The organism is Bradyrhizobium sp. Arg816 (genome assembly GCF_029989365.1).
GTDB lineage: Bacteria > Pseudomonadota > Alphaproteobacteria > Rhizobiales > Xanthobacteraceae > Bradyrhizobium.
In genome coordinates, this window is sequence record NZ_JAPRAQ010000029.1 from 55,413 (window position 1) to 79,244 (window position 23,832).

Annotated in this window: 19 protein-coding genes and 1 pseudogene; 12 read left to right on the forward strand and 8 right to left on the reverse strand. The window is 63.9% G+C overall.

All coding sequences use genetic code 11. The features are described from left to right. Positions 1–126: 126 nt before the first annotated feature. Complete coding sequence (locus tag OWC48_RS39900) at positions 127–2,856, forward strand: EAL domain-containing protein (RefSeq protein WP_282524948.1); 2,730 nt, start codon at positions 127–129, stop codon at positions 2,854–2,856. Between the two features lie 95 nt (positions 2,857–2,951). Here the strand turns inward: OWC48_RS39900 and OWC48_RS39905 are convergent, their stop codons facing one another. Beyond that, complete coding sequence (locus OWC48_RS39905; protein WP_282524917.1) at positions 2,952–4,289, reverse strand: S41 family peptidase; 1,338 nt, start codon at positions 4,287–4,289, stop codon at positions 2,952–2,954. A gap of 305 nt (positions 4,290–4,594) precedes the next feature. Between OWC48_RS39905 and OWC48_RS39910 the strand changes: the two genes are divergently transcribed. The 3 genes from OWC48_RS39910 to OWC48_RS39920 all read left to right on the forward strand — a co-directional run bounded on the left by OWC48_RS39910 (position 4,595) and on the right by OWC48_RS39920 (position 6,718). Further along, positions 4,595–5,728: an alpha-hydroxy acid oxidase gene (locus OWC48_RS39910; protein WP_038943051.1), complete on the forward strand. Its 1,134-nt coding sequence runs from the start codon at positions 4,595–4,597 to the stop codon at positions 5,726–5,728. A 13-nt stretch (positions 5,729–5,741) separates the two neighbouring features. Further along, positions 5,742–6,368: an HAD family phosphatase gene (locus OWC48_RS39915; protein ID WP_282524918.1), complete on the forward strand. Its 627-nt coding sequence runs from the start codon at positions 5,742–5,744 to the stop codon at positions 6,366–6,368. 155 nt (positions 6,369–6,523) lie between these two features. Beyond that, the gene (locus OWC48_RS39920) at positions 6,524–6,718 is read left to right on the forward strand and encodes a hypothetical protein (RefSeq protein WP_063983049.1); all 195 of its coding nucleotides are present in this window, start codon (positions 6,524–6,526) and stop codon (positions 6,716–6,718) included. A gap of 102 nt (positions 6,719–6,820) precedes the next feature. Here the strand turns inward: OWC48_RS39920 and OWC48_RS39925 are convergent, their stop codons facing one another. Further along, on the reverse strand, positions 6,821–7,114 hold the full coding sequence (locus OWC48_RS39925) for a type II toxin-antitoxin system RelE/ParE family toxin (RefSeq protein ID WP_282524919.1): 294 nt from the start codon (positions 7,112–7,114) through the stop codon (positions 6,821–6,823). A gap of 361 nt (positions 7,115–7,475) precedes the next feature. Between OWC48_RS39925 and glp the strand changes: the two genes are divergently transcribed. The 4 genes from glp to OWC48_RS39945 all read left to right on the forward strand — a co-directional run bounded on the left by glp (position 7,476) and on the right by OWC48_RS39945 (position 11,811). Next, on the forward strand, positions 7,476–8,687 hold the full coding sequence (gene glp / locus OWC48_RS39930; RefSeq protein ID WP_282524920.1) for a gephyrin-like molybdotransferase Glp: 1,212 nt from the start codon (positions 7,476–7,478) through the stop codon (positions 8,685–8,687). Between the two features lie 176 nt (positions 8,688–8,863). Further along, positions 8,864–9,565, forward strand: coding sequence for a transcriptional repressor LexA (gene lexA, locus OWC48_RS39935; RefSeq protein WP_014494969.1), 702 nt, complete (start codon positions 8,864–8,866; stop codon positions 9,563–9,565). Positions 9,566–10,210: 645 nt separating this feature from the next. Further along, on the forward strand, positions 10,211–10,645 hold the full coding sequence (locus OWC48_RS39940; RefSeq protein WP_282524921.1) for a hypothetical protein: 435 nt from the start codon (positions 10,211–10,213) through the stop codon (positions 10,643–10,645). A gap of 224 nt (positions 10,646–10,869) precedes the next feature. Next, entirely contained in the window at positions 10,870–11,811 is a 942-nt protein-coding gene (locus OWC48_RS39945; RefSeq protein ID WP_282524922.1) for a GAF domain-containing protein, read from the forward strand. 9 nt (positions 11,812–11,820) lie between these two features. Here OWC48_RS39945 and OWC48_RS39950 read toward each other — a convergent pair. Together OWC48_RS39950 and OWC48_RS39955 are read right to left on the reverse strand one after the other, a co-directional pair. Beyond that, a pseudogene (locus tag OWC48_RS39950) lies at positions 11,821–14,126 on the reverse strand (ComEC/Rec2 family competence protein). A gap of 143 nt (positions 14,127–14,269) precedes the next feature. Next, positions 14,270–14,863 (reverse strand): hypothetical protein, encoded by a 594-nt coding sequence (locus OWC48_RS39955; protein WP_282524923.1) that lies wholly within the window; start codon positions 14,861–14,863, stop codon positions 14,270–14,272. 280 nt (positions 14,864–15,143) lie between these two features. Between OWC48_RS39955 and OWC48_RS39960 the strand changes: the two genes are divergently transcribed. Next, on the forward strand, positions 15,144–15,302 hold the full coding sequence (locus OWC48_RS39960; RefSeq protein ID WP_282524924.1) for a hypothetical protein: 159 nt from the start codon (positions 15,144–15,146) through the stop codon (positions 15,300–15,302). Between the two features lie 582 nt (positions 15,303–15,884). Here OWC48_RS39960 and OWC48_RS39965 read toward each other — a convergent pair. From OWC48_RS39965 to OWC48_RS39980, 4 genes are all read right to left on the reverse strand, one after another. Next, the gene (locus OWC48_RS39965; RefSeq protein WP_282524925.1) at positions 15,885–16,841 is read right to left on the reverse strand and encodes an IS1595 family transposase; all 957 of its coding nucleotides are present in this window, start codon (positions 16,839–16,841) and stop codon (positions 15,885–15,887) included. Between the two features lie 106 nt (positions 16,842–16,947). Further along, positions 16,948–17,181, reverse strand: a complete 234-nt coding sequence (locus OWC48_RS39970; RefSeq protein WP_063194708.1) for a DUF2171 domain-containing protein — start codon at positions 17,179–17,181, stop codon at positions 16,948–16,950. Between the two features lie 88 nt (positions 17,182–17,269). Continuing rightward, the gene (locus OWC48_RS39975) at positions 17,270–17,656 is read right to left on the reverse strand and encodes a nuclear transport factor 2 family protein (RefSeq protein WP_282524926.1); all 387 of its coding nucleotides are present in this window, start codon (positions 17,654–17,656) and stop codon (positions 17,270–17,272) included. A gap of 13 nt (positions 17,657–17,669) precedes the next feature. Beyond that, positions 17,670–19,346 (reverse strand): glutamine--tRNA ligase/YqeY domain fusion protein, encoded by a 1,677-nt coding sequence (locus OWC48_RS39980; protein ID WP_282524927.1) that lies wholly within the window; start codon positions 19,344–19,346, stop codon positions 17,670–17,672. A 143-nt stretch (positions 19,347–19,489) separates the two neighbouring features. On the opposite strand from OWC48_RS39980, the gene gltX reads away from it, so the two are divergent. The 3 genes from gltX to OWC48_RS39995 all read left to right on the forward strand — a co-directional run bounded on the left by gltX (position 19,490) and on the right by OWC48_RS39995 (position 23,825). Next, positions 19,490–20,917, forward strand: coding sequence for a glutamate--tRNA ligase (gene gltX / locus OWC48_RS39985; RefSeq protein ID WP_282524928.1), 1,428 nt, complete (start codon positions 19,490–19,492; stop codon positions 20,915–20,917). Positions 20,918–21,074: 157 nt separating this feature from the next. After that, positions 21,075–22,379 carry a citrate synthase gene (gltA, locus tag OWC48_RS39990; RefSeq protein WP_282524929.1) on the forward strand — a complete coding sequence of 435 codons (1,305 nt, stop codon included), beginning with the start codon at positions 21,075–21,077 and terminating at the stop codon, positions 22,377–22,379. Between the two features lie 267 nt (positions 22,380–22,646). Continuing rightward, entirely contained in the window at positions 22,647–23,825 is a 1,179-nt protein-coding gene (locus OWC48_RS39995; protein WP_282524949.1) for an ROK family transcriptional regulator, read from the forward strand. Positions 23,826–23,832: the final 7 nt, after the last annotated feature.

The window sequence follows — 23,832 nt, forward strand, 5'->3', positions numbered from 1 at the left end:
GTACACGGCCGTTCATGTCGCATTAACCGCGCTTCCTAACTCCGCCTCCACACCGTTTCCGTAAACCAACGGATGTTCTCGGGATCAAGACTCGATCCTGACGTGTGCGCGGCAACGATCGACAAGATGACGAAATACGGCAGTCGCCTCTTTGACCAGGTCTTCGTGCGCAGCGGACCGATCCGCTGGCTGGTGGTGGGCGGCACGCTGCTGATCGCGGCCATCGCCATTGGCTCGGTCCTGATGGCGCAGAATTTCCGAGAGCGTGCGCTGCGCAACAGCGGGCGCGAGCTGGAAAACACCGTCCTGCTGCTCGCTCATCATTTCGATCAGCAGTTGCAGGATTTCGCGGTCATCCAGAAGGATTTCGTCGACCACGTCCGCGCAACCGGCATCGCAAGCGCAGAGGACTATCGCAAACGCCTCTCCGGCCAGGACGTCCACCGGATGCTGCGCTCGAAGATCGAGGCGCTGCCCTACATGGGCGGCGTCAACATCATCGATGCCGAAGGCAATCTGATCAACTCCTCGACGGCGTGGCCGGCCCCCAAAGTGAACGTCGCCGATCGCGCCTATTTTCGCACTTTCAAATACGATCCTTACTCGCCGAACGTGCTGATCGAGCCGGTGCACAGCCGCGTCTCCGGCGCCTGGACCATTCTGATCGTGCGCAAGATCGTGGGACCGAACGGCGAGTTCATGGGCGTGGTCGGACGCGGCATCGAACCGGCCAATTTCGAGAAGTTCTTTGCCTCCGTCGTGCTCGGCGAAGGCGCCTCGATCTCGATGCTGCATCGCGACGGCACGCTGCTCGCTCGCTATCCCCATTCCAGCGAGCAGATGGGCAGGAATTTCAAGACCGGCCCGTTCGAGCAGCAGAGGATCTTCGGGCTCGATCACTTCGCCGGCCGCATCATGAGCCCCGTCGATGGAGAAGACCGGCTGATCTCCTCGCGCGCCCTGCCCCACTTCCCGATCCTGATGATGGCCACCACGACGCGCGCGGCGGCGCTGACCGACTGGCGCGAGCAGATCGGCATCCTGATCTCGGTTGCGGGCGCCTCCGCGCTCGCCATCGCGGGCGTGCTGATCGCGATCGTGCGCAAGCTGCTGGAGCAGCACCGCGCCTCCCGCGAGCGGCTGACGCTGGAGAAGCAGCGCCTCGACCGCGCCGTCAACAACATGACGCAGGGCCTGCTGCTGTTCGACGCCGAGCGGCGGCTGGTGATCTGCAACCAGCGCTACATCGAGATGTACGGCCTGTCAGCTGAGGTGGTGAAGCCCGGCTCCAGCTTCCACGACATCATTGTCCACCGCAAGGCGACCGGCTCGTTCAGTGGCGACATCGGCGACTATGTCGTCCGTGTGCTGCGCGACATCCATGTGCGTAACTCCATGGTGGTCGACACCTCCGACGGGCGCTCGATCCACATCCTCAACGAGCCGCTCGCGGACGGCGGCTGGGTGGCGACCCACGAAGACATCACCGAGCGCCGGCGCATCGAGGAGCGGATCACCCACCTCGCCCACTACGACGCGCTGACCGACCTGCCCAACCGCACCATGTTCCACGAGCATCTGCGCGCGGAGCTCGCCGCCATCGCCGAAGGCGAAGAGATCGCGGTGCACTACATCGACATCGACGAGTTCAAGGGCGTCAACGACGCGCTCGGCCATCTCGTCGGCGACGAGCTGTTGAAATCGATCGCGACGAGCCTCAGCCAATGCGCAGGTCCTGCGGACTTCGTAGCGCGGCTCGGCGGCGACGAATTCGCCATCGTACAGAGCGCGGTGACGTCGCTGGAGCAGATCAACGAGCTCGTCGCGCGGATCTTCCAGGCCATCCGCGCGCCGTTCGACTGCATGGGCCATCATCTCACCACGGACGCCAGTATCGGCATCGCGCTGGCGCCACGACACGGCACCGCGCTGGACCAAATCCTGAAGAACGCGGACATGGCGATGTATGCCGCCAAGGCCGCCGGACGCCGCACCTATCGCTTCTTCGAGCCGGAGATGGACGCCAAGGTCCGCGAGCGGCGGCAGCTCGAGATCGATCTGCGCCACGCCATCGCCCAAGGCGGGCTCGAAGGCGGGCTCGAGGTCTACTACCAGCCCTGCCTCGCCCTGAAGGACGACCGCATCACCGGCTGCGAGGCGCTGGTGCGCTGGCGCCATCCCGAGCGCGGCATGGTCTCGCCGGCCGAGTTCATCCCGATCGCCGAAGACACCGGCCTGATCAACGAGATCGGCGAATGGGTGCTGGCCACGGCCTGCCGCGATGCCGCCAACTGGCCCGACGACATCCGCCTCGCCGTCAACGTCTCGCCGGTGCAGTTCAAGAGCGGCACGCTGGCACTGAAGATCATGGCGGCCCTTGCCGCCTCAAATTTGCCGGCGAGCCGGCTCGAGCTCGAGATCACCGAGGCCGTGCTGATCCGTGACGACGACACCGCGCTTGCGATCCTGCATCAGCTCCGCGCCATCGGCGTGCGGATCGCGCTCGACGATTTCGGCACCGGCTACTCCTCGCTGAGCTATCTGCACCGCTTCCCGTTCGACAAGATCAAGATCGACCGCTGCTTCGTCAGCGACATCGCCGGTCCCGACGGCTCCGCCAGCATCGTGCAGGCCGTCGTCAACCTAGCTGCCGCCCGCCGCATGACCACCACGGCCGAGGGCGTCGAGACCGAGGAGCAGCAGCGCCTGCTCCGTGCGCTCGGCTGCTCCGAGATGCAGGGCTATCTGTTCAGTGCCGCAAAACCGGCCGACAAGGTGCTGGAGCTGTTCGCGCTGCACCGCAGCCGCCTCGCCCAGCGCGGCGGCGAGGAAGGCCGGCGCCGCGAGGCAAGCTAATTAGGGCGGTCTTCCCAACAATTGGAAGCGTCACCGCACGAATTCACCCGGGAGCGGTCATCCGCTCCCGGACAATATCCGGACGTCGTAGGGCTTTAGTTCGGCACCGCTGCCTTCGGCGCGGGCTTGGCGGCGACCGCATTCGCGGTCTGGCCGTGCAGGAAGTCGTAGGCCGTATGCAGGGCCTTGTCGTCCTTCTCTTCCGGCGGGACGTAGGACTGCGATCCGGTCTGCTCGGTGCCGTCAGCAGCCTGCAGATGGCCGCGCATCTGGGACTCCGCCATGGTGTCCATCCGGCCCTTCAGCTCCGGCGGAATATCCTGGAGGATCTCGATATCGGGCGCGATGCCCTGGGCCTGGATCGAACGGCCCGACGGCGTGTAGTAGCGCGCCGTGGTCAGCGCCAGCGCGCCGTTGCCGGCGCCGAGCGGAATGATGGTCTGCACCGATCCTTTGCCGAACGAGCGCGTGCCGATGATCGTGGCACGCTTATGATCATGCAGCGCGCCAGCCACGATCTCCGAGGCCGAGGCCGAGCCGCCGTTGACCAGCACGACCAGCGGCTTGCCCTTGGTGAGATCGCCGCCATGCGCAGTGAAGCGCTGGGTTTCCTCCGGATTGCGGCCGCGGGTCGAGACGACCTCGCCGCGCTGAAGGAAAGCGCTCGACACCGAGACGGCCTGGTCGAGTAAGCCGCCCGGATTGTTGCGCAGGTCCATCACGTAGCCGACCAGCTTCTCCGGCGGGACCTCCTTGGAGATCGACGCGATCGCCTTCTTCAGGCCGTCGGTGGTCTGCTCGTTGAACGAGGTGACGCGGATATAGCCGATGTCGCCGTTCTCGACGTGGAAGCGCACCGGACGCACATGGATGATCTCGCGCTTGATCGCGACGTCGAGCGGGGCGTCGGCTCCCTTGCGCACGATGGTGAGCTTGGTCTGGGTATCGACCGGCCCCTTCATCTTGTTGACGGCCTGCTCGAGCGTCATGCCCTGCACGGCATCGCCGTCGATCTTGCTGATGAGGTCGCCGGACATGATGCCGGCCTTGGACGCCGGCGTGTCGTCGATCGGCGAGACGACCTTGACCAGGCCGTCCTCCATCGTGACCTCGATGCCGAGCCCGCCGAACTCGCCGGAGGTGGTCTCCTGCATCTCGGTCCAGGCCTTGTCGTTCATGTAGCGTGAATGCGGATCGAGCGAGGTCACCATGCCGGTGATCGCGCCCTCGATCAGCTTGGAATTGTCGGGCTTCTCGACATAGCTCGCCTTCACCCGCTCGAACACTTCGCCGAACAGATTGAGCCGGGAATAGGCATCATCCGCGCTCGCTGCCGCCCGCGCCGCCCATACTCCGCCGTGCGGGCTGGCAACCAGAAGGGTCAGACACGCTCCCGTGAGTGCGCCCAGGGGGAACAGCAGATTTTTCCGCATGGATAGGCTTGCCTTCTTGCTTGGAGCTTTGCTTGGGGCTTGGGAGGCGCCATGCAAATGGCGATCCAGCCCGCTGTTCACAATACCATTCTGGTTTCTTCAAGGCCGGGACGCCACGCCGGCGGGTACACCGTAAAAATCCCTTCGCCCGGGCCTAAACTTTTGGCAACGTTCCGACCGTTTCGCGCAAGGCCGGAATCGGCCGGCCGGCCCACGCCTCGCAGCTATGCGATTTTAGGATGGTTTTGGAGGGCTGGACACGATAGGCGATGACAATAAGGCTTCAAATTCTCGGGAGGACAACCATGAACGACGCGCCCCGCATCCGGCCGGAACGGAACGTCGAACTCGGCGCCAGCGCCGAGCCATTCCAGAACCTGCACGAATTCATCCGCAAGGCGCGCGCCAACCTCAACCAGAACGCCTGGGACTATATCGTCGGCGCCGCCGAGACCGAGACCACGATGCGCCGCAACCGCATGGCGCTCGACGAGATCGCCTTCAGGCCGCGCGTGCTGCGCGACGTCCGCGAGGTCGATGGCTCGGTCGAGCTGTTCGGGCGCAGGATGCGGCTACCGGTGGTGCTCGCCCCTGTCGGCGCACTGGAGATCTTCGATCCTGATGGCGCGGCGAGCGTCGCCCGCGCCTGCGGCACCTTTGGCGCGGCGCATATGCTGAGCTCGGTGTCCGAGCCCGGCCTGGAGAAGACCGCCGAGGCCGCTCCTGATGCGCTGCGGCTCTATCAACTCTACGTGCGCGGTGATGACGACTTCGTCGCCGATGTCGTCAGCCGGAGCGAGAAGAACGCCTACGCCGCGTTCTGCCTGACCGTTGATACCGCCCATTACAGCCGTCGCGAACGTGACATTGCCAAGCGCTATGTTCGCGAGAGCCGCCTGCGCGCCACCGGCGGCGATTATCAGAAGGGCCTGGAGTGGCGGACCGTGAAGATGATCAAGGACAAGTTCAAGATCCCGCTCATCCTGAAGGGCATCGCCACCGCCGAGGACGCCCAGATCGCGGTCGATCACGGCGTCGAGTGGATCTACGTCTCCAACCATGGCGGCCGCCAGCTCGATCACGGCCGCGGCGCCATGCATGTGCTGCCCGAGATCGTCGAGGCCGTGAAGGGACGCGCCAAGATCATGGTCGACGGCGGCTTCTGCCGCGGCACCGACATCGTCAAGGCGATCGCGGCGGGCGCGGACATGGTCGGCATCGGCCGGCTGCAATGCTGGGCATTGGCGGCGGCCGGCGAAGCCGGCGTGAGGCGAATGCTGGAGCTGCTCGAGGACGAGGTGCTGCGCTGCCTCGGCCTCTTGGGCGCCACCTCGTTCGCCGAGGTCAACAAGTCCTGCCTGCACCAGGCGACCGCAACGAATGCGCCGAGCGTGTTCAGCGCGTTCCCGCTGTTCGACCACGACCCCTATCGATATTGAGTGAAAGGATGCAATGAGCTCGCTCTCCCCCGGCAGCGCGGACGCGCTCCTGTTCGATCTCGGGCGCGTCGTGCTCGACATCGATTTCTCCAAGGCGATCGCCTGCTGGGCGGGACATGCCGGCTGCAAGCCGGAAGCCATCGTCGCGCGCTATGTGCGGGACAGCGAAGCCTACCGGCTGCACGAGGTCGGCAAGATCAGCGACGAGGCCTATTTTGACTCGCTGCGCGTCTCGCTCGGGATCGGCATTTCGGACGCGCAGTTCCTGGAGGGCTGGAACGCGATCTTCGCCGGCGAGATGCCCGACATCGCCGAGCTGCTGCCGCGTGCGGCAAAGCAGATGCCGCTCTACGCCTTCTCCAACACCAACCGGCCGCATGTGGACCACTTCTCGAAGGAATATGCCGGCCTGCTCGGCCATTTCCGCGAGCTGTATCTGTCGTCCAGCATCGGCCTGCGCAAACCGGATGTGGAGGCCTTCGACCATGTCGTGGCCGCGATCGGCGTGCCGGCGAACCGCATCGTGTTCTTCGACGACCTTGCCGAGAACATTGAAGGAGCGCGGTCGCGCGGCCTGACCACGGTCCACGTGACCTCGCCCCGCGACGTCGGGAACGCCCTCAAGGCGCTCGGACTCTGATCTCTGGCCGGCAAGCCGACGGGCCGCGAATGGAACTATTTTGCCCCGGGGCGAGGAACCAAGTCCCTTTGTGCATTTTTATACGGAGTTCCCGGAACGATTGCCCCTCTCGGGACTCATGAGTCCGTTGGGAATTCTACATCGGATCAATCGTCGTGTTGGGCAAAACCTACCTCACCAAGCAGGCGTCTCTGCTGATGAAATTCGCCAGAACCACCTCGGATTCTGACCTATCCGCAAAGCTGATCAGCAAGGCCGCCGACCTGAAATCCCAGGCCGACCCGCTGCCTGACAAGGATCAGGGCCCCGCAGCGCCGGACGTCAGTCCGTACAAGCAGCCGGGGGGCTGACCGATGCTGGCCGTGGCTCTCGTCCTTCTCGTCCTCGCCATGGCCATCCTCGTACCGGTCTGTCTCGCCTTCTGGATCATGCCGCGGCGAACGTGAGTTCACTTAGGCGTCGGAGTGTTCGCGGTCCCGCGCCGGATGCTGGATCGTAAGAATGACGACCTCGCCGGCCTCCTCGTCCAGCGTGTAATAGACCAGATAAGGGTATCGACGCGTCACCAGCTTGCGTACGCCGGCGACGTTCTGCGGTCGCCCAAGACCTGGAAAGCGAACGAGATTCTGTAGCGATTCAAGGATTGCAGCGCGCACGCGCAATGCGCCTTGCGGGCTGTGCTCACGGACATAGTCGGCAAGGCTGATCAAATCTTGGGTCGCGCGCGGTGTGAACCGAAGCTTCATCGCTCAAAGCGACGGAACGCAGCCTCGACCTCGGCGTCAGACGCAAACTGGCGCAAGTTGGCTTGTGCAAGCCCCTCAAGGACCGCCGCAAGATTCCCGGGGTCGATCTCCTCAGGCTCCCCTGCGTTGCCGCTCAAAGCCAGCATCGCACGCGCAATCTCGTCCTGGCTATCCGCAGGGAGCTGCCGCACGGCCTGGAGCGCTTTTTCGAGCAGTCTTGTCATCGACAGAAAGATAGGCCGGGCCGCCGCCGAATGGAAGTGTGGGCTCGCGCGCCTTTGGGGAGCCCCTTTTGCTTCAGGCCCTCCGCTCGGCTAGAACCTTGCCGACCGAGTCCTTCGATTTGTTGCGGGAGTTCGCCGTGGCCCTGATGCCGGTATCCGATGCGCTCGCCGCGGTGCTGGCGGGCGCAGAGCCGCTGCCTGAAGAGATGATCGCGCTCGACGCGGCCTTCCATCGCGTGCTCGCGCGCGATGTCGCCGCGCGGCGCACGCAGCCGCCGCAGGCGATGTCGGCAATGGACGGCTATGCGGTGCGCGCGGTCGATGCGGCGAAGACCGACTCCCAGCTCACCCTGATCGGCGAGGTCGCGGCGGGCCGCCCGTTTGCGGGATCGGTCGGCGCCGGCGAGGCCGTGCGTATCTTCACCGGCGGTGTCGTTCCCGATGGCGCTGATGCGGTCGTGATCCAAGAGGATACGGTCGCGGACTGCAAGCGCATCACCATCAAGGAAGCCGCCGTAACGGGGCGGCACATCCGCCCCGCCGGCGTCGACTTCTCGGAAGGCGACGTGCTGCTGTGCAAGGGTATCAGGCTCACCGAGCGCGACCTCGCGCTCGCCGCCGGCATGAATTACCCGCAATTGCCCGTCCGACGACGCCCGAAGGTCGCGATCCTCGCGACCGGCGACGAGTTGGTGATGCCGGGTACCACGCCCGGTCCCGGCCAAATCGTCTATTCCAACGGCTACGCCCTGCACGCGCTCGCCCGCAGCGAGGGCGCCGATACCGTCGACCTCGGCGTTGCCGCCGACACGCTGGCGGCCACCACGGCCGGCATCGGCCGCGCGCGGGAGAGCGGCGCGGACATCCTGATCACGACCGGCGGCGCGTCGGTCGGAGACCACGATCTGGTCCAGCAGGCGCTGAGGGACGAAGGTATCTCGATGGCGTTCTGGAAGATCGCGATGCGGCCGGGCAAGCCGATGATGAACGGGCGGCTCGGCGCGATGCGCGTGATCGGCCTGCCTGGCAATCCCGTGTCATCCTATGTTTGCGGCTTCCTGTTCATGGTGCCGTTGATTCGCGCGCTTTCGGGCCGTTCGATGATTCATCACCGCCGCGAACGCGCGGTGCTCGGCCGCGATGTCGGCGCCAACGACCAGCGCGAGGATTATCTGCGCGCACGCCTCGAACTGCGCGACGACGGCACGCTCGTCGCCGTTCCGGTCAATCACCAGGATTCCTCGCTGCTTGCGAATCTCGCTGCGGCACAGGCACTTCTCGTGCGCGCGCCATTCGCGCCGAAGGCCGAAGCCGGCACGCCTTGCGAGGTCTTGCGGCTGCCCGTCTGATCGCTTCGTTCGCGTGCGTTCCGCGAACTTTGTCGCGTTCACGGTAAATTAAGCAGTTGCGGAACATGTATCGAACATATAGTGTCCGTTCATGATTTGTTTCGAGCATGTAGCGGCTTACTGCTGAATTCAGCGTCTCGGAATCGAACGACATCAACCGGGGGATTTTGGTCGAGATGTTAACGCGCAAACAATACGAGCTCCTGCGGTTCATCAGCGAGCGGCTGAAGGAAAGCGGCGTGCCGCCCTCCTTCGACGAGATGAAGGACGCGCTCGACCTGCGCTCGAAATCGGGCATCCATCGCCTGATCACCGCGCTCGAGGAGCGCGGCTTCATCCGGCGCCTGCCCAACCGGGCCCGCGCCATCGAGGTGATCAAGCTGCCCGAGCTTCAGGCCGCCGCCGGCAGCCGCCGCGGTTTCACGCCGAGCGTCATCGAAGGCAATCTCGGCAAGGTCCGCACGACTTCCAGCCCGCCGGCGGATGAGGGCGAGCGTCCCGTGGCGGTCCCCGTGATGGGCCGCATCGCGGCCGGCACGCCGATCGAGGCCTTGCAGACCCGCAGCCACACCATCAGCGTACCGCCTGACATGCTCGGTTCAGGCGAACATTACGCGCTCGAAGTGCGTGGTGATTCCATGGTCGAGGCCGGCATTCTCGACGGCGACATGGCGCTGATCCAGCGCAACGAGAGCGCCGACACCGGCGATATCGTGGTGGCGCTGATCGACGACGAGGAAGCAACCCTGAAGCGCTTCCGCCGCCGCGGCGCCTCGATCGCGCTCGAGCCCGCCAACGCAGCCTATGAGGTCCGCATCCTCCCGCCCAACCGGGTGAAGATTCAGGGCAAACTGATCGGGCTCTACCGGAAGTACTGATACCGGACGCGCCGGGATCGGTTATTTGGCGCCCCGCGCGCTTTAGATCGGCATCGCCGATCCGAGATTGGAGCGGACGATTGTCCGCTTCCGCTGGATAGTCTTTCTGGTTTCGCGCAGATTATCCGGCCCCTCCTCTGGCGGTAAATCCTCGGCACGCCGCACGAAGCAGCCCTGCTTCGCGGCCTTCAGGTTCGAGGAGAAGTCATGCGCCGGATCGTTCAGATCCCAGTTGCTGTGGCGCTGATCGCAGCATCAGCGTCGCAAGCCTTGGCGTCGCGAGCCTTGGCGTCGAAAGCCTTGGCGTCGAAAGCCTTGGCCGCACAATCGCGACCCCATGTCCGCAACGACACCGCCGTGAGCGAGCGAGCCCGCAAGGCCCGCAACGCCGTCGAGCAACCGTCGCGGCCGGCCTGGCAATATTCCGGCTGGTCGGCGCCTGCGGGGCGCTGACACGCGCCTGCAGAATGCATAGGGGCGGGCTTTGTTCCTAGTGGATGCGGGAAAGATAATGTGATTGCGGCTTGCTGCGGCGAGCCGTAGATTTGCCTACAACCGGGCAGAACCTTTCACATTTCCACTCTGATAGAGGCCTGCGCCTCGATTGAGAGACGTGGGTCGCTATCCCTGCATGAGGAGCACCCGATGTGTGACTATAGCCTGCATGCCGTCGCGTCGCGTCCCGCCGAAGTCGGCGAGACGGTCGTCACGACAACCTTCCGCGGCACCTCGACGCGCGGCTTTGCCTCCGCAGCCGATCCGACCGTCGCGGTCTGCCTGCTCCCGGGAACGGAGCTCGCTTTCGCCGACAACGTCCGCTACGACAATCGCTGGATCTGGACGCGTACCGTCAATTCGCGCGTCGGCAAGTTCGGCAAGATCGATCCGCACATTCCCGATCGCCATCATGATGCGATCGAATTCCCCGACGGCAAATCCGTGCTGGTGACGCAGCTGGTCGAAGGCCAGCGCGCGACCGTGCTGCAACTACCGGTGACCCAGCCGCTCGGCGAGCGCGAGCACAAGCCGCAGATCATCACCGACAGCCGGCCGACCATCACCCGCCTGCCGATCGGCTGACATAGCCATTCCCGGCCGGCAGGTCGGGCCAGGATTGAAAATCGCCATCGCCGGCCGAGGCCGGCGAGATGGTGTCGTTCGTGTCCCGCGAAACTCCCTCGGGCGGACCAAGCCGTTGCGCCTCCCACCGCACGAAGTTTGCGCTGTCCTGCCTGAATTTTGAACGTCCGTTCCGCAGCCAAATGGCCGATGCTTGGTGCGGCTTGAGACGGCGGACACGTTCAATGAAGACCTTCATTCGCGTCGTTGAACTCTGGGTGCCTGACCGCACACGCATGCGGCTGGAATTCGGCGGCAGCCTCTACGGCGAAGGGCTGTCCGCGTTCAGGGCCGTGAGCGAAGATCTGCACTTCGGATATGACGAGGGGCTTCCCGGCAAGGCCTGGGCCAGCGGCCACCCCGTGATCCTCACCAGATTCACCGATTCCTATTTCAAGCGGACCGATCAGGCCATCGCCGCCGGGCTGACATGCGGCGTGGCAGTGCCGGTGTTTTCAGGCGAATTCCTGCAAGCCGTCATGGTGCTGTTCTGCGGCGACGACGAGGCCCATGTCGGCGCGATCGAGCTCTGGCACAACGATGCCGAAACCTCCCACGAGATGGCGCTCGTCGACGGCTATTACGGCACCGCCGAAATGTTCGAATTCAACTCCCGCCACACCAGATTTCCGCGTGGCTTCGGCCTGCCCGGCCGCATCTGGAAAGCCGGCCTGCCGCTGGTCATCAAGGACCTGTACGATGCCAGGAGTTTTCTGCGCTGGGAGGACGCCGCCAAGGTCGGAATCAATCTCGGGGTCGGCGTTCCCTATCGGACCGGCACCGATCAGACCTGGGTGCTGACGTTCCTCTCGGCGCAGGCGACCCCGATTGCACGACGCTTCGAGATCTGGGTCCCGGACGAGGCCCGCTCCGCGCTGGTCTTCCGCGCCGGCGATTGCAGCGCGCAGACCGACCTCGCCGCGCTCTATGCGACGAAATCCATCGCCAAAGGCGAAGGCAGCATCGGCGGGGCCTGGGCCACCGGCATGCCCGCGCTCAACGACGATCTCGCACGTGACGGCTCGGCCGCGGCCTCGCAGGCCTGCGCCTCTGGACTGAGCCAGATGGTCGTCCTGCCGGTGATCGGCAACGCCAGGCTCGATGCCGTGCTGGCCTGGTATCTGTAACCCGTCCGCTCAATCCTCGGCCTGCAGGTCGGCTTCCGATGGCGTCGCATCGCGGTTGCGGGAAGCCGCCGCCTGCGGCCCAAGGCTCGCGCCGAAATCCGCCTCGCCGGCAACCGCCGGCGACCACGGACGGTCCGCTCCCCTTGCCTTCGCCGCCTGAACCACAAAGCCGTCGCCGCTTCGCGTCAACGCCAGCGCGCCCTGCCTTGCGAGACGCTGACGGTCGACAACCATCGCCGCGCAATCCGGCGGCGCCGGCCGCGCCGTCACCACCAGCGCGGAGCGGCTGCAATCGTCAGCCAATGAATCGATGCGCAAGGCCAGCGCGACCAGGCGCCCGTCGGCAAGCGGCGTCACGCAGCCGGCCTCGTCGCACGACACGCCGGCGGCCAGTGAGGCACTGCCGGCGTCGCGCGGATCGGCGTCTCCGGCGAGCCATTCCTTCAGAAGAAAACCGTCCTTGCTCGACCTGATCAGATGCAGGTGTCCATCCCTGCCCCGCACCGCGACGCTCTGGCCGTCACCGGCGATCAGGACATCGGGCTGCCGCGCGCACAGTCCCCAGAGGATCGCGGCTAACAGCACCACCGCGCCGGCCCAGCGCAACGGCGTGCGCAACAAGCCCATCACGATGATTCCCAAGCTTGCAGCGATCAGCGGCGCGATGCCGAAGGCCGAGATGCGGCCGACCGCGCCCGGCAAATCGGCCACCCAGCGCGACACCGCAACCATCCAGTCGATGCCGATCCCCATCAGCCACCAGAACGGACCATCAAGTCCGAACGGCGCTGCAATCAAACCCAACAGGCCCGCGGGCATCACCAGGGCCGAGACCACCGGCATCGCCCCGAGGTTGGCGAGCACGCCGAACGGGGTGACGCGGTGGAAGTGGTAAGCGGCATAGGGCGTGGTCGCGAGCCCCGCGATCAGCGAGGCCAGGAACAGCATCGCGATTTCGCGCCCGCCCCACATCGCAATCCGCGCGGTCGCCGAATGATCGGGCGACGCAAACAGGTTCGGCATGCCGATCTGCACCAGCGCCACCAGTCCGAGCGTCGCGGCGAAGGACATTTGAAAACTCGGATGCACAAGTGCCTCCGGTGCGACCGCGAGCACGATTAACGCGGCCACCGCCAGCGTGCGGAAGGTGATGGCGCGGCGATCGACCATGACCGCGATCAGCACCACCGCGGTCATGAAGAACGATCTTTGCGTCGCGACCTCCGCGCCCGACAGCAGCAGATAGAACGCGGCTGCGACAAGTGCGGCGGCCGCCGACCATTTCTTGATGGCAAAGCCCGCCGCCATTCCGGGGATCAACGCCAGCAGCGCGCGCACCGCGAAGAACACGACGCCGGCGACGACCGCCATGTGATAGCCGGAAATCGAGAGCACATGGCCGAGCCCCGAGATGAACATGGCGTCGTTGACGGGCGTGGTAATCGCATCGCGCCGGCCCGTGAGCAGCGCGGTCGCGATCGCCCGGTTGTCGCCCTCGAGCGTGACGCGGATGCGCGCGTCGATCGCATCGCGCAGACCCTGCATGAAGGCGGCATAACGCAGCCGCAAGCCACCGGCATCCGGCGGCACCGATGCCGCAATCGTGCCCATCACGAAGCCGGAGGCGCCGATGCCCTGGAAGAACATGTCGCGCGAAAAGTCATAGCTGCCGGGCCGCACCGGCGACAACGGCGGCAACAGCCGCGCCTTCAACTGCACGAAGCTGCCGACTTCGGGCGCAGTCCCCTTGCGCACGGAGAGGCGCACGCGCTCGAGCTTGACGTCGCTGCGCTGCGCCTCCATCGCCGTGACGCGCAGCACGAAGCGGTCGGTGCGCTCGCGGATGTCGCGGGTCTCGACGAAGCCCGACAGCGAGACGGAAGCTTTGCCAGCACCGTGTGCGCGATCCGCGCTGTCTTCCAGGTCGCCGTGGCAAGACCGGCCGCGACCGCCGCGATCATGATCGCCGGCGCAAACAACCGGCTCCGCCGCAACTGCACGGCGCCAAGCATGAGTGCGATGGCCGTTGCGGCAACGACCCACAGCACCGGCTCATGATCGGCGGCAAAGTAGAGCGCGATACCGCCGCCGAACGCGACCGGCATCACCCACGGCAACAATCGCCCGGCGCCGGCCTCGGCGCGCGCCCATTCGCGCAGGGTCCCGGCCAGCGACGTCCAGAGGTCGAACCCTGCCGGCACGAGGCCGCCCGCGGATGCAGCTCGGCCGACGGGCCAAGTCCCCGCAATCCAAGTCCCCGCGATCCAAGTCCCCGCGATCCCCTGGGACCGAACTGGCCGGCCCGGCTCCGCCATTCCCTGCACCTTACGATACGCGACAGGCCTGGAGGCTACCGGAACGTGCAGGCAGGCGAATGGGAATTATAACCTTGACAAAGCAGGTACAGAATCTAGGTATAGAGCCTGCCGCCACTGATTTGGCGGCTGGCGCGCCCGAACTACCCGAACGTATTTATTCGAAACCGCAAATCCTCGGCGAGTATTTCCGTCTCGTAGTCTTGCAGTTCCGTTTTCAAAGGAAACTCCAACAGCCTATCTTGCCTCATCCAAAAAGATCTCTTAGGGGGCCAGATCCGCTCAAGTTGAGAGCCCTCCAGCGCTATGCTGTAACTCTGTATTGGAGTGCTTGCTGGGCCGCTAAAAATGTGGGCAAGCAGGCTGCCGATTCCCATCGTGCTAACCTGGGTATTGTACCGGGGGCGTCCGTCCGCCGTGTGTGGCACAGCGTCGATAGATGAGATGCCCTCGTACATTAAGAAATTGTGGTAGCTATAATGCTTCCTCCACTTCGGTCCAGCGCTTCGCGCGACATAGATATGAAAATCTTCCGGCGGCAGTCGGCGTTTTTTCAAGTGAAGGAGCGCTGCCCGCTTGATTGTCGGGTGATGGTTATTGGCGTATTCCGCGAGCGTTGCGATCAATGCAAGCCAACCGGCGAGTGATTTCTGCTGCTGCTCTGTAAGTCTTATCGTGGCGTCCTCTAATAAGATTGGCTTTAGGAAGATGACAACCTCATCTTCGAACTGCCTCATCCATCCATTGTTACAGGCTTCACATGCAAGAAGCGGATCGCGCGAAAACAAGTCTCGCTTAAACTTTTGAGACGATATCGCGCGTTCCTTCTGTTCGTCTGGATGAAAGGCTCGGGCTACTGTGCTAATATAGTTTTTCTCGCGAGGAAGGACTTTCCGTAGCCAGTTGGGCCAGATGTGAGTTTCAGTTAGCGGTGCGTCACCACAGACTATGCATGTTTCGTAGGATGGGGGAATGTGAGCTAAATCGTGCGGCATTTTTTCGGTGTGCAACCTAGATATGACCAAGGACAAACCAAAGGTGGAAATCGAACTTCATCCCGATGCGTGGGAACGCTTCGAACGCGCTGCGGAGGTGGTCGGGAAAAGCCCGCCCCAGCATCGCGATTCAAAAGAGACGAAGCCTCCGCGCAAGAAGGAAAAGAACGATGACAGGTGACGAGTTGGCAGGGGCTGGCCAGCCGGATGGGAGCCAGCCCCGCGTAGTTGTTGTTATTGTGGGTGGTGCGCTGAGCAGACCACAAGCAACCACCGAACAGGACCTTGCCTATCTGCGGGGTGCAGGTGATGATTCTGCGGGGGCAACGGAGCGCCCTCGATAGAGGTGCACTCATATCCGCATGTCGTGCAGCGATAGATGCCGGAGTTCATAGTACGTGAACCCGGCTCAACGATTGCATCGAATGCAGCGTGATCTTTCTGCGTGAGAAACTGCGGATATTTATAGTAAGCCATGATGGCCCTTTCGAGTAAGGGCCCTGAAAAACTTGACAGCGAGTCGATTTCACGTAGTGTGAATTTGCTAATCGAACTGCGCCGCAAGCTTCTCAGGGCATTTGCGGTGATGAAATGGAAGCCAGACCTTTTGCCGAGGTCTGGCTTTTCCATTTGATGCACGAATCATTTCGCGCACTAGGACGGATGGGAACAGTCTCGCTCGCAAGAGTCGAGTCCGTGAGTTTACGGAGCGCGGGTCTTCCCCAGCTTCGCGCGCCAGCGCAGGAAATGCGCCGCAAGCTTCTTAATTCGACGGGGTGTCTTTTTTGCTGTTAGGCCGTCGATAGGTCAGGCGCTTGCCGACGATGCCCTTAGCGGCGATCTCGGCGCGGGTGTAGTCGTCAACGCCGAGCGCGGTGCGGTTGGAATAGCGGAAATCAAACTCCGCCAAATAGCGGTGAAGGTGCTTCTCGCCGCAATGCTGATAGACGCCCTTCATGCCGCGCTTGAAGATGCTGTAGTAGCCTTCGACCGTATTGGTGGAGATGACCTTATCGCCATCACGGCGGACGTATTCGTCCTTGCTATGCTTGACGCTGGAATGGTCGAGCCCTTCGATGTCGGCAATGATCTTGTATGAGGCGGCTTCGTCGGTCATCAACTGAGCTTCACGGCTCAGGTTCTCGCGGATGATCGGCAACAGGTCGCCAGTGCGCACGCCGTCAACGTGGAAGCTGCGGGCAGAGCCGCCGCGCTCCACAAGCGTCATGACAACATTCTTATGAGCCCACGCGGCTTTGCCTTTCTTCTGGCCTTCGAGACGGCCGAAGAAAGTTTCGTCAACCTCAACGGCCTTGCCACCTTCGCCCATGGGCGGGAGAAGGCCGCCAGTACGCAGCGCTTCACGGAGGCGATGCATCATGAACCAAGTCGATTTGTAGCTGATACCCAGCATGCGGTGCATCTGGTGGGCCGAAATGCCTTTCTTGGATGCAGTGAGCAGGAACAGCGCGGCAAGCCACTTCGAGAGCGGAATTTTGGAGCGCTCGAAGACGGTCTTGACGGTCACGGTGAACTGCTCGCGGCAAGCCGCGCACTGATACAGGCCCGGACGATGAGCCTTACCCTGAAGCGCCTTGATCTTGTCCTGATCGACGTTGCCGCAGTGTGGGCAAGCCGGGCCGTTCGGCCAAACCCGAGCTTCCAGCCATTCGCGGGCCTTGGTCTCGTCGGTGAAGATCGGGTTCTGAAGGTTGGACATGGCAAGTAGCTCCTATGGGCTCCACTCTACCCATAGGTGCTGCTTTGTCAAGGTTATAATCGCCAGGCGAATAGCGGTACGGATCAGGAACGGAGCGAAGGTCCCCCTACTTTTCCTCTTCCATCGTCACGGCGACGTCCGCCTTGGCCGAGAGCCGGACCTTGTTGCCCTCGACACCGGCGACGAGGCCCTTGTCGATGAAGTGATGGTGGCCCTTGTGGCTGCCCTCGCCGCTGTCCTTCTTGGTCAGCTTGATGCGGTTGCCCTCGACCTTGTCGACCGTGCCGATGTGGACGCCATCGGCGCCGATGACTTCCATATGCTCTGCGATGTTCTGCATGGTGGGTTCCTTGTTGGACCCACCCCAACGCGCGGGGGCAGCGTTCGTTGCTATCGCCGCAATGACGATGCCGTGGGCGGCAGCAACATCAGATCAACGGCGCACGCGACGAGGCATGGTGATTGACGATCTTCCAGTCGCCGTGCTCGCGGAGGATGACCCAGCTCATCTTGACCGAGAACTCCGCCCTCTCGCCGGCGAGGTCAAACGACACGATCGCGGCCATGTTGATCAGGTCCGGGCTGGCTTGCGCGGCGCGCACCTCGGAAAACGCAGCACTCGGCTGGCGCCAGCGCGGCAGGCCGTTGAAGTAATCGGCGACGCCGTCCCTGCCCCGATAGAGCTTTGGATTGGAGCCGAAGAAGAACGCGTTCTTCGCATAGAGCGACGACAGTGCAGCCGCATCGAGTGTCGCGAAGCCGGCGCACCATTTCGCGATGATGGCGGAAACGATGGCGTCGGCCTCACTGTTCATATGCCCGATCCCCTCAGCCCTTGGCGACTTCCTTCGCGAACGTGTCGCGCAGGCCGATGGTGCGCGAAAACACCGGCTTGCCCGGCGTCGAGTCCTTGTCGCGCACGAAATAGCCCTGACGCTCGAACTGCATCGGCTCGGTCGAGTTGCTCTCCGCAACCGATGCCTCGATCCGCGCGTTGGAGAGGATCTCCAGCGACTGCGGATTGAGATCGGCCGCGAAGTTCGAGGCGTCCGGGCTAGGGTTGGAGAACAACTGGTTGTAGATGCGGATCTCCGCCGGCACCGACGTCGCCGCCGGCAGCCAGTGCATGGTCGCCTTGACCTTGCGGCCGTCGGGCGCGTTGCCGCCCTTGGTCGCGGGATCGTAGGTGCAGCGCAGCTCCACCACTTCGCCCGCTTCGTTCTTGATCACGCCGGTGCACTTGACGAAATAGGCGTAGCGCAGCCGCACCTCGTTGCCCGGCGACAGGCGGAAGAACTTCTTCGGCGGGTTCTCCATGAAGTCGTCCTGCTCGATATAGAGCTCGCGGCCGAACGTGATCTTGCGCGTGCCGGCCGAGGGATCGTCGGGATGGTTGATCGCCTCGAGCTCTTCGGTCTGCCCTTCCGGATAGTTCTCGATGACCACCTTGAGCGGCCGCAGCACGCCCATGCGCCGCTGCGACGTGCGGTTCAGCTCCTCACGGATGCAGAATTCCAGCATGCCGACATCGACGACGCTGTTGGCCTTGGCAACGCCGATGCGCTTGACGAATTCGCGCAAGGCTGCCGGCGGCACGCCGCGACGGCGCATCCCCGCGACAGTCGGCATGCGCGGATCGTCCCATCCGGCGACATGGCCGTCGCGGACGAGCTGGGTCAGCACGCGCTTGGACAGCAGCGTGTAGGTCAGGTTGAGCCGCGCCATTTCGTACTGGTGCGGCTTGGACGGCACCGGCAGCTTTTCGATGAACCAGTCGTAGAGCGGCCGATGGTCCTCGAACTCCAGCGTGCAGATCGAGTGCGTGATGCCCTCGATCGCGTCCGACTGGCCGTGCGCATAATCGTAGCTCGGATAGATGCTCCACTTGGTCCCGGTGCGCGGATGGTGCGCATGCAGGATGCGGTACAGCACGGGGTCGCGCAGGTTGATGTTGCCCGCGGACATGTCGATCTTCGCCCGCAGCACGCGCGCGCCGTTCGGGAATTCACCGGCCTTCATGCGGCGGAACAGGTCGAGATTCTCGTCCACACTGCGGTCGCGGAACGGCGAGTTCTTGCCGGGCTCGGTCAGCGTGCCGCGCGCGAGGCGAATCTCCTCCTGGGTCTGGTCGTCGACATAGGCGAGCCCGTCGCGGATCAGCTTCTCCGCCCATTCGTACAGGCGGTCGAAATAGTCCGAGGCGAAGAACAGGTTCTTGCCCCAGTCGTAGCCGAGCCAATGCACGTCGGCCTGGATGGAATCGATGTATTCCTGCTCTTCCTTGACCGGGTTGGTGTCGTCGAAGCGCAGATGGCAGCGGCCCGGAAACTCCTGGGCGATGCCGAAATTGAGCGCGATCGACTTGGCGTGGCCGATATGCAGGTAGCCGTTCGGCTCCGGCGGGAACCGGGTCACGATCTCCGTGTATTTGGCCTGATCGAGGTCGGCCTGGATGATGTCACGAATGAAATCGCGCCCAACCTCAGTCGCCACCGGTTCTGTCATTACGAAAATCCTGTAGGGAAATCAGCGGTCCTTCTGCCAAATTCGCTTGGCTGAGCCAAGAGCTTAGCGGTCCGCTGCCGGGCTTTAGTTATGCTCCGGTCCTGTTATATACCACCGCCTCCAATGCATGGGCCCTGCCAAGAATGACCGATTCCGTCGTCACCCGCTTTGCTCCCTCCCCGACCGGCTTCCTCCATATCGGCGGCGCCCGCACGGCGCTGTTCAACTGGCTCTATGCGAAGAAGCACGGCGGCAAGATGCTGCTCCGGATCGAGGACACCGACCGGGAGCGCTCCACCGAGGCTGCGATCGGCGCCATCCTCGACGGCCTCAAATGGCTGGAGCTCGGCTGGGATGGCGACGTCATCTACCAGTTCAGCCGCGCCGCCCGTCACCGCGAGGTCGCCGAGCAACTGCTCACCGACGGCAAGGCCTACCGTTGCTACGCCACGGCCGAAGAGCTCACCGCGATGCGCGAGAAGGCGCGCGCCGAGGGCCGCACCCGCCTCTATGACGGCCTGTGGCGCGACCGCGACCCGGCAACGGCGCCCTCCGACGTCAAGCCCACGATCCGCCTGCGCGCGCCGCAGACCGGCGAGACCGTGATTGAGGACCAGGTCCAGGGCCGTGTGGTCTGGCAGAACGAGAACCTCGACGACCTCGTCCTGCTGCGCGGCGATGGCAATCCGACCTACATGCTCGCTGTGGTGGTCGACGACCACGACATGGGCGTCACCCATGTCATCCGCGGCGACGACCATCTGATCAACGCCGCCCGCCAGAAGCAGATCTACGACGCCATGGGCTGGGCGCTGCCTAGCATGTCCCACATCCCCCTGATCCACGGCCCGGACGGCTCGAAACTATCGAAGCGCCACGGCGCGCTGGGCGTCGATGCCTACCGCGCCATGGGGTACCTCCCTGCCGCGCTCCGCAATTACCTCGTCCGGCTCGGCTGGAGCCATGGCGACCAGGAGATCTTTTCGACCGAGGAGATGATCGCCGCGTTCGACCTCGCCAGCGTCGGTCGCGCCGCCGCCCGCTTCGATTTCGCCAAGCTCGAAAACCTCAACGGCCACTACATCCGAAACGCTGACGATCAATCACTCGTGAAGATGTTCGAGGACGTGCTCGACCACGTTGTGCCCAGCCGCGACGAGCTTAAGGCCAAGTTAAACGACACCACGCGGGCGCAGCTTCTCAAGGCCATGCCGGCCCTGAAGGAGCGCGCCAAGACGCTGATCGAGTTGATCGACAGCGCCTATTTCATCTTTGCCGACCGGCCGCTGGAGCTCGATCCCAAGGCGGCAGCGCTGCTGACGCCCGAGAACCGCAAGCTGATCGGCCAGCTTCATTCCGCGCTGGAGAAAGTCGAGACATGGAGTGCGGCGAATGCGGAGGCCGCGCTGCGCGCCTTTGCCGAGGAAAATAGTCTCAAGCTCGGCGCCGTCGCCCAACCGCTGCGGGCGGCGCTGACGGGGCGGTCGACATCGCCTGGTATATTTGAGGTTTTGGACGTGCTGGGACGCCAGGAAAGCCTGGGCCGGCTTGAGGATCAGGCCAAGGAGTAGGCTACGACGTAAGTCGACCATGCGTGCGGCGATCTTGCAGCGCACACAGCAATAATATACCCATCTCACCCGTACCTTCTGGAATATCCGGCCTGCCCCAACAAGTCATTGGGGCCTTCCGGGTCCGGCCCGTTTCACCACACATCGGGGACCTCTGATGGACGCAAAAGCAAGCAATAAGACCGCCACGCTGACGGTCGGAAACAAGAACTACGATCTCCCGATCCACAGCGGCAGCGTCGGGCCTGATGTCGTCGATATCGGCAAGCTCTACGCCCAGTCCGGGCTGTTCACCTACGATCCCGGCTTCACCTCGACCGCAAGCTGCGAGTCCAAGATCACCTATATCGACGGTGACGCCGGCGTGCTGGAATACCGCGGCTACCCGATCGAGCAGCTCGCCGAGAACGGCGACTTCCTCGAGACCTGCTACCTCCTGCTCTACGGGAACCTGCCGACCGCCGCGCAGAAGAAGGATTTCGACGAGCGCGTGATCCATCACACGATGGTGCACGAGCAGATGGCCCGCTTCTTCCAGGGCTTCCGCCGCGACGCCCATCCGATGGCGGTGATGGTGGCTTCCGTCGGCGCGCTCGCCGCGTTCTACCACGACTCCACCGACATCAACGATCCGAAGCAGCGCATGATCGCTTCCATGCGCATGATCGCGAAGATCCCGACGCTGGCGGCGATGGCCTACAAGTACACGATCGGCCAGCCCTTCGTGTATCCGAAGAACTCGCTGAAGTTCGCCGAGAACTTCCTGCACATGTGTTTCGCGGTGCCGTGCGAGGAGTACAAGATCAACCCGGTGCTCGCTGACGCGCTGGACAAGATCTTCATCCTGCATGCCGACCACGAGCAGAACGCCTCGACCTCGACGGTGCGCATCGCCGGCTCCTCCGGCGCCAACCCCTTCGCCTGCATCGCCGCCGGCATCGCCTGCCTCTGGGGCCCGGCGCATGGCGGCGCCAACGAAGCCGCGCTCGCGATGCTCGCCGAGATCGGCTCGGTCGACAAGATTCCGGAATTCATCGCCAAGGTGAAGGACAAGAACAGCGAAGTCCGCCTGATGGGCTTCGGCCACCGCGTCTACAAGAACTACGATCCGCGCGCCAAGATCATGCAGAAGATGTGTCATGCCGTTCTCAAGGAGACCGGCCATGGCGACGATCCGATGCTGAAGGTGGCGCTCGAGCTCGAGAAGATCGCGCTCAGCGACCAGTACTTCATCGACCGCAAGCTCTACCCGAACGTCGACTTCTATTCGGGCATCACGCTGAAGGCGATGGGCTTCCCGGTCTCGATGTTCACCGTGCTGTTCGCGGTCGCCCGTACCGTCGGCTGGATCAGCCAGTGGAGCGAGATGATCGAGGACCCTCAGCAGAAGATCGGCCGTCCGCGCCAGCTCTACACCGGCGTCACCCGCCGCGACTACGTCGCGATCAAGGATCGGAAGTAAGTCTCAGCCACTACGGCTTTCGGAACGGCGCCATCTTCGGATGGCGCCGTTTTTGTTTGTGCATGCGTCGTAGGGTGGGCAAAGCGTAGCGTGCCCACCACCTGTCCGTGGGCACGCTTCGCTTTGCCCACCCTACGAAACTGATCGGATCACATCCCGTCCTTGCTGCCACGCACAACAACAAGTCGACTCATCGCGCCCGCAATCGCTTGACAGTCGAAACGCTCCGCGCGCAAATTCTTACACTAAGTAAGAATGACGACAGGGATGGAAATGCCGGAGCAGCCGAGAAGTCGGCGGCAGACGCGCGCTGCCATTTTGACTCATTTGCTCCAGTCCGGCGGCTCGTTCCGGCCGCCGCTGGCCAAGGCCGTGCGCCTGTCCGAGGCGAGCCTGTCGCGCATCCTGTTTGATCTGAAAGCCGAAGGCCTGATCGAGGAAGTGCGGCGCCCTGCCCCCTATGTCGGCGGTCCGACAGGCCTCGTGTCGCTCGATGGCTCGGTGGCGCTCGCGGCCCTCGAGCTGACCGGCCAGTGGCTCAGCGTGGGCGTTGGCAGCCTGTCAGGCGAAATGCACTACACCGAGCGTGTTCCGTTGCTGAAGAAGCCGACCGTCGAGACCGTCGGCCGGGTGTTCCGCGAAGCCCTCACCTTGCTGCGCGATTGGACGCGCCGCCGCCGCATCAGTCTCGCGCAGATCGGCATCACCATTCCCGGCCTCGGCCGCCTGAGCGTCGCGGGCAATCCGATCATTCCGTGCGACGTCGAACGCATCGGCGACATGCTCGGCGGGATGTTTGCTGGTGTGCCGGTCGAGTTCACCAACTCGGTCGTCGCACACGCCATTTTTCACTGCTGCCGTACGCAAAACTATCCCTTCAGCGGCGCACATCTCTTCGTCTTCGTCGGCCAGGGCGTTGCCGGCGCCTGGATGGACGATCCGCTTGAGGCCGATGCCCTGCAGCCGGTCGAGCTCGGCCATATGGTGTTCAACGCCGACGGACCGCGCTGCCGCTGCGGTCACCATGGCTGCGTCGAAGCCTACACGTCGCTTCCAGCCCTCGCCGAGCTCCTCGGCGTCACCGAGGCCGAATTGCTCCAGCTCGGCAGCGAATTTGTGAGCACGATCCCGCGCTCGTCGCGAATGCGCCAGGAGTTGCGTCAGCGCCTGTTCCGGCTGGGCCTTTCGATCGGCAACACGCTGAACGTGAAGCCATGCAACGGCGTCGCGATCAGCGGCTGGCCGTCGCTTCTTTCCGAAGAGGATCGCAAGGCTGTGGTCGATGGGATCGACGCCTGCCTTCTCGGCGGGCGGAAACTGGCGCAGGTCTCGTTCGCCTTCGTGCCGCCCTCGAACGGCAACGATCCGCAAGCAGCTCTCGCCTTCGCCGCCTTTTGTCTCGCCAGCCGCGGCGGGATGCCCGCGGCTTCGACGGAGGCCGCCTGACATGCCC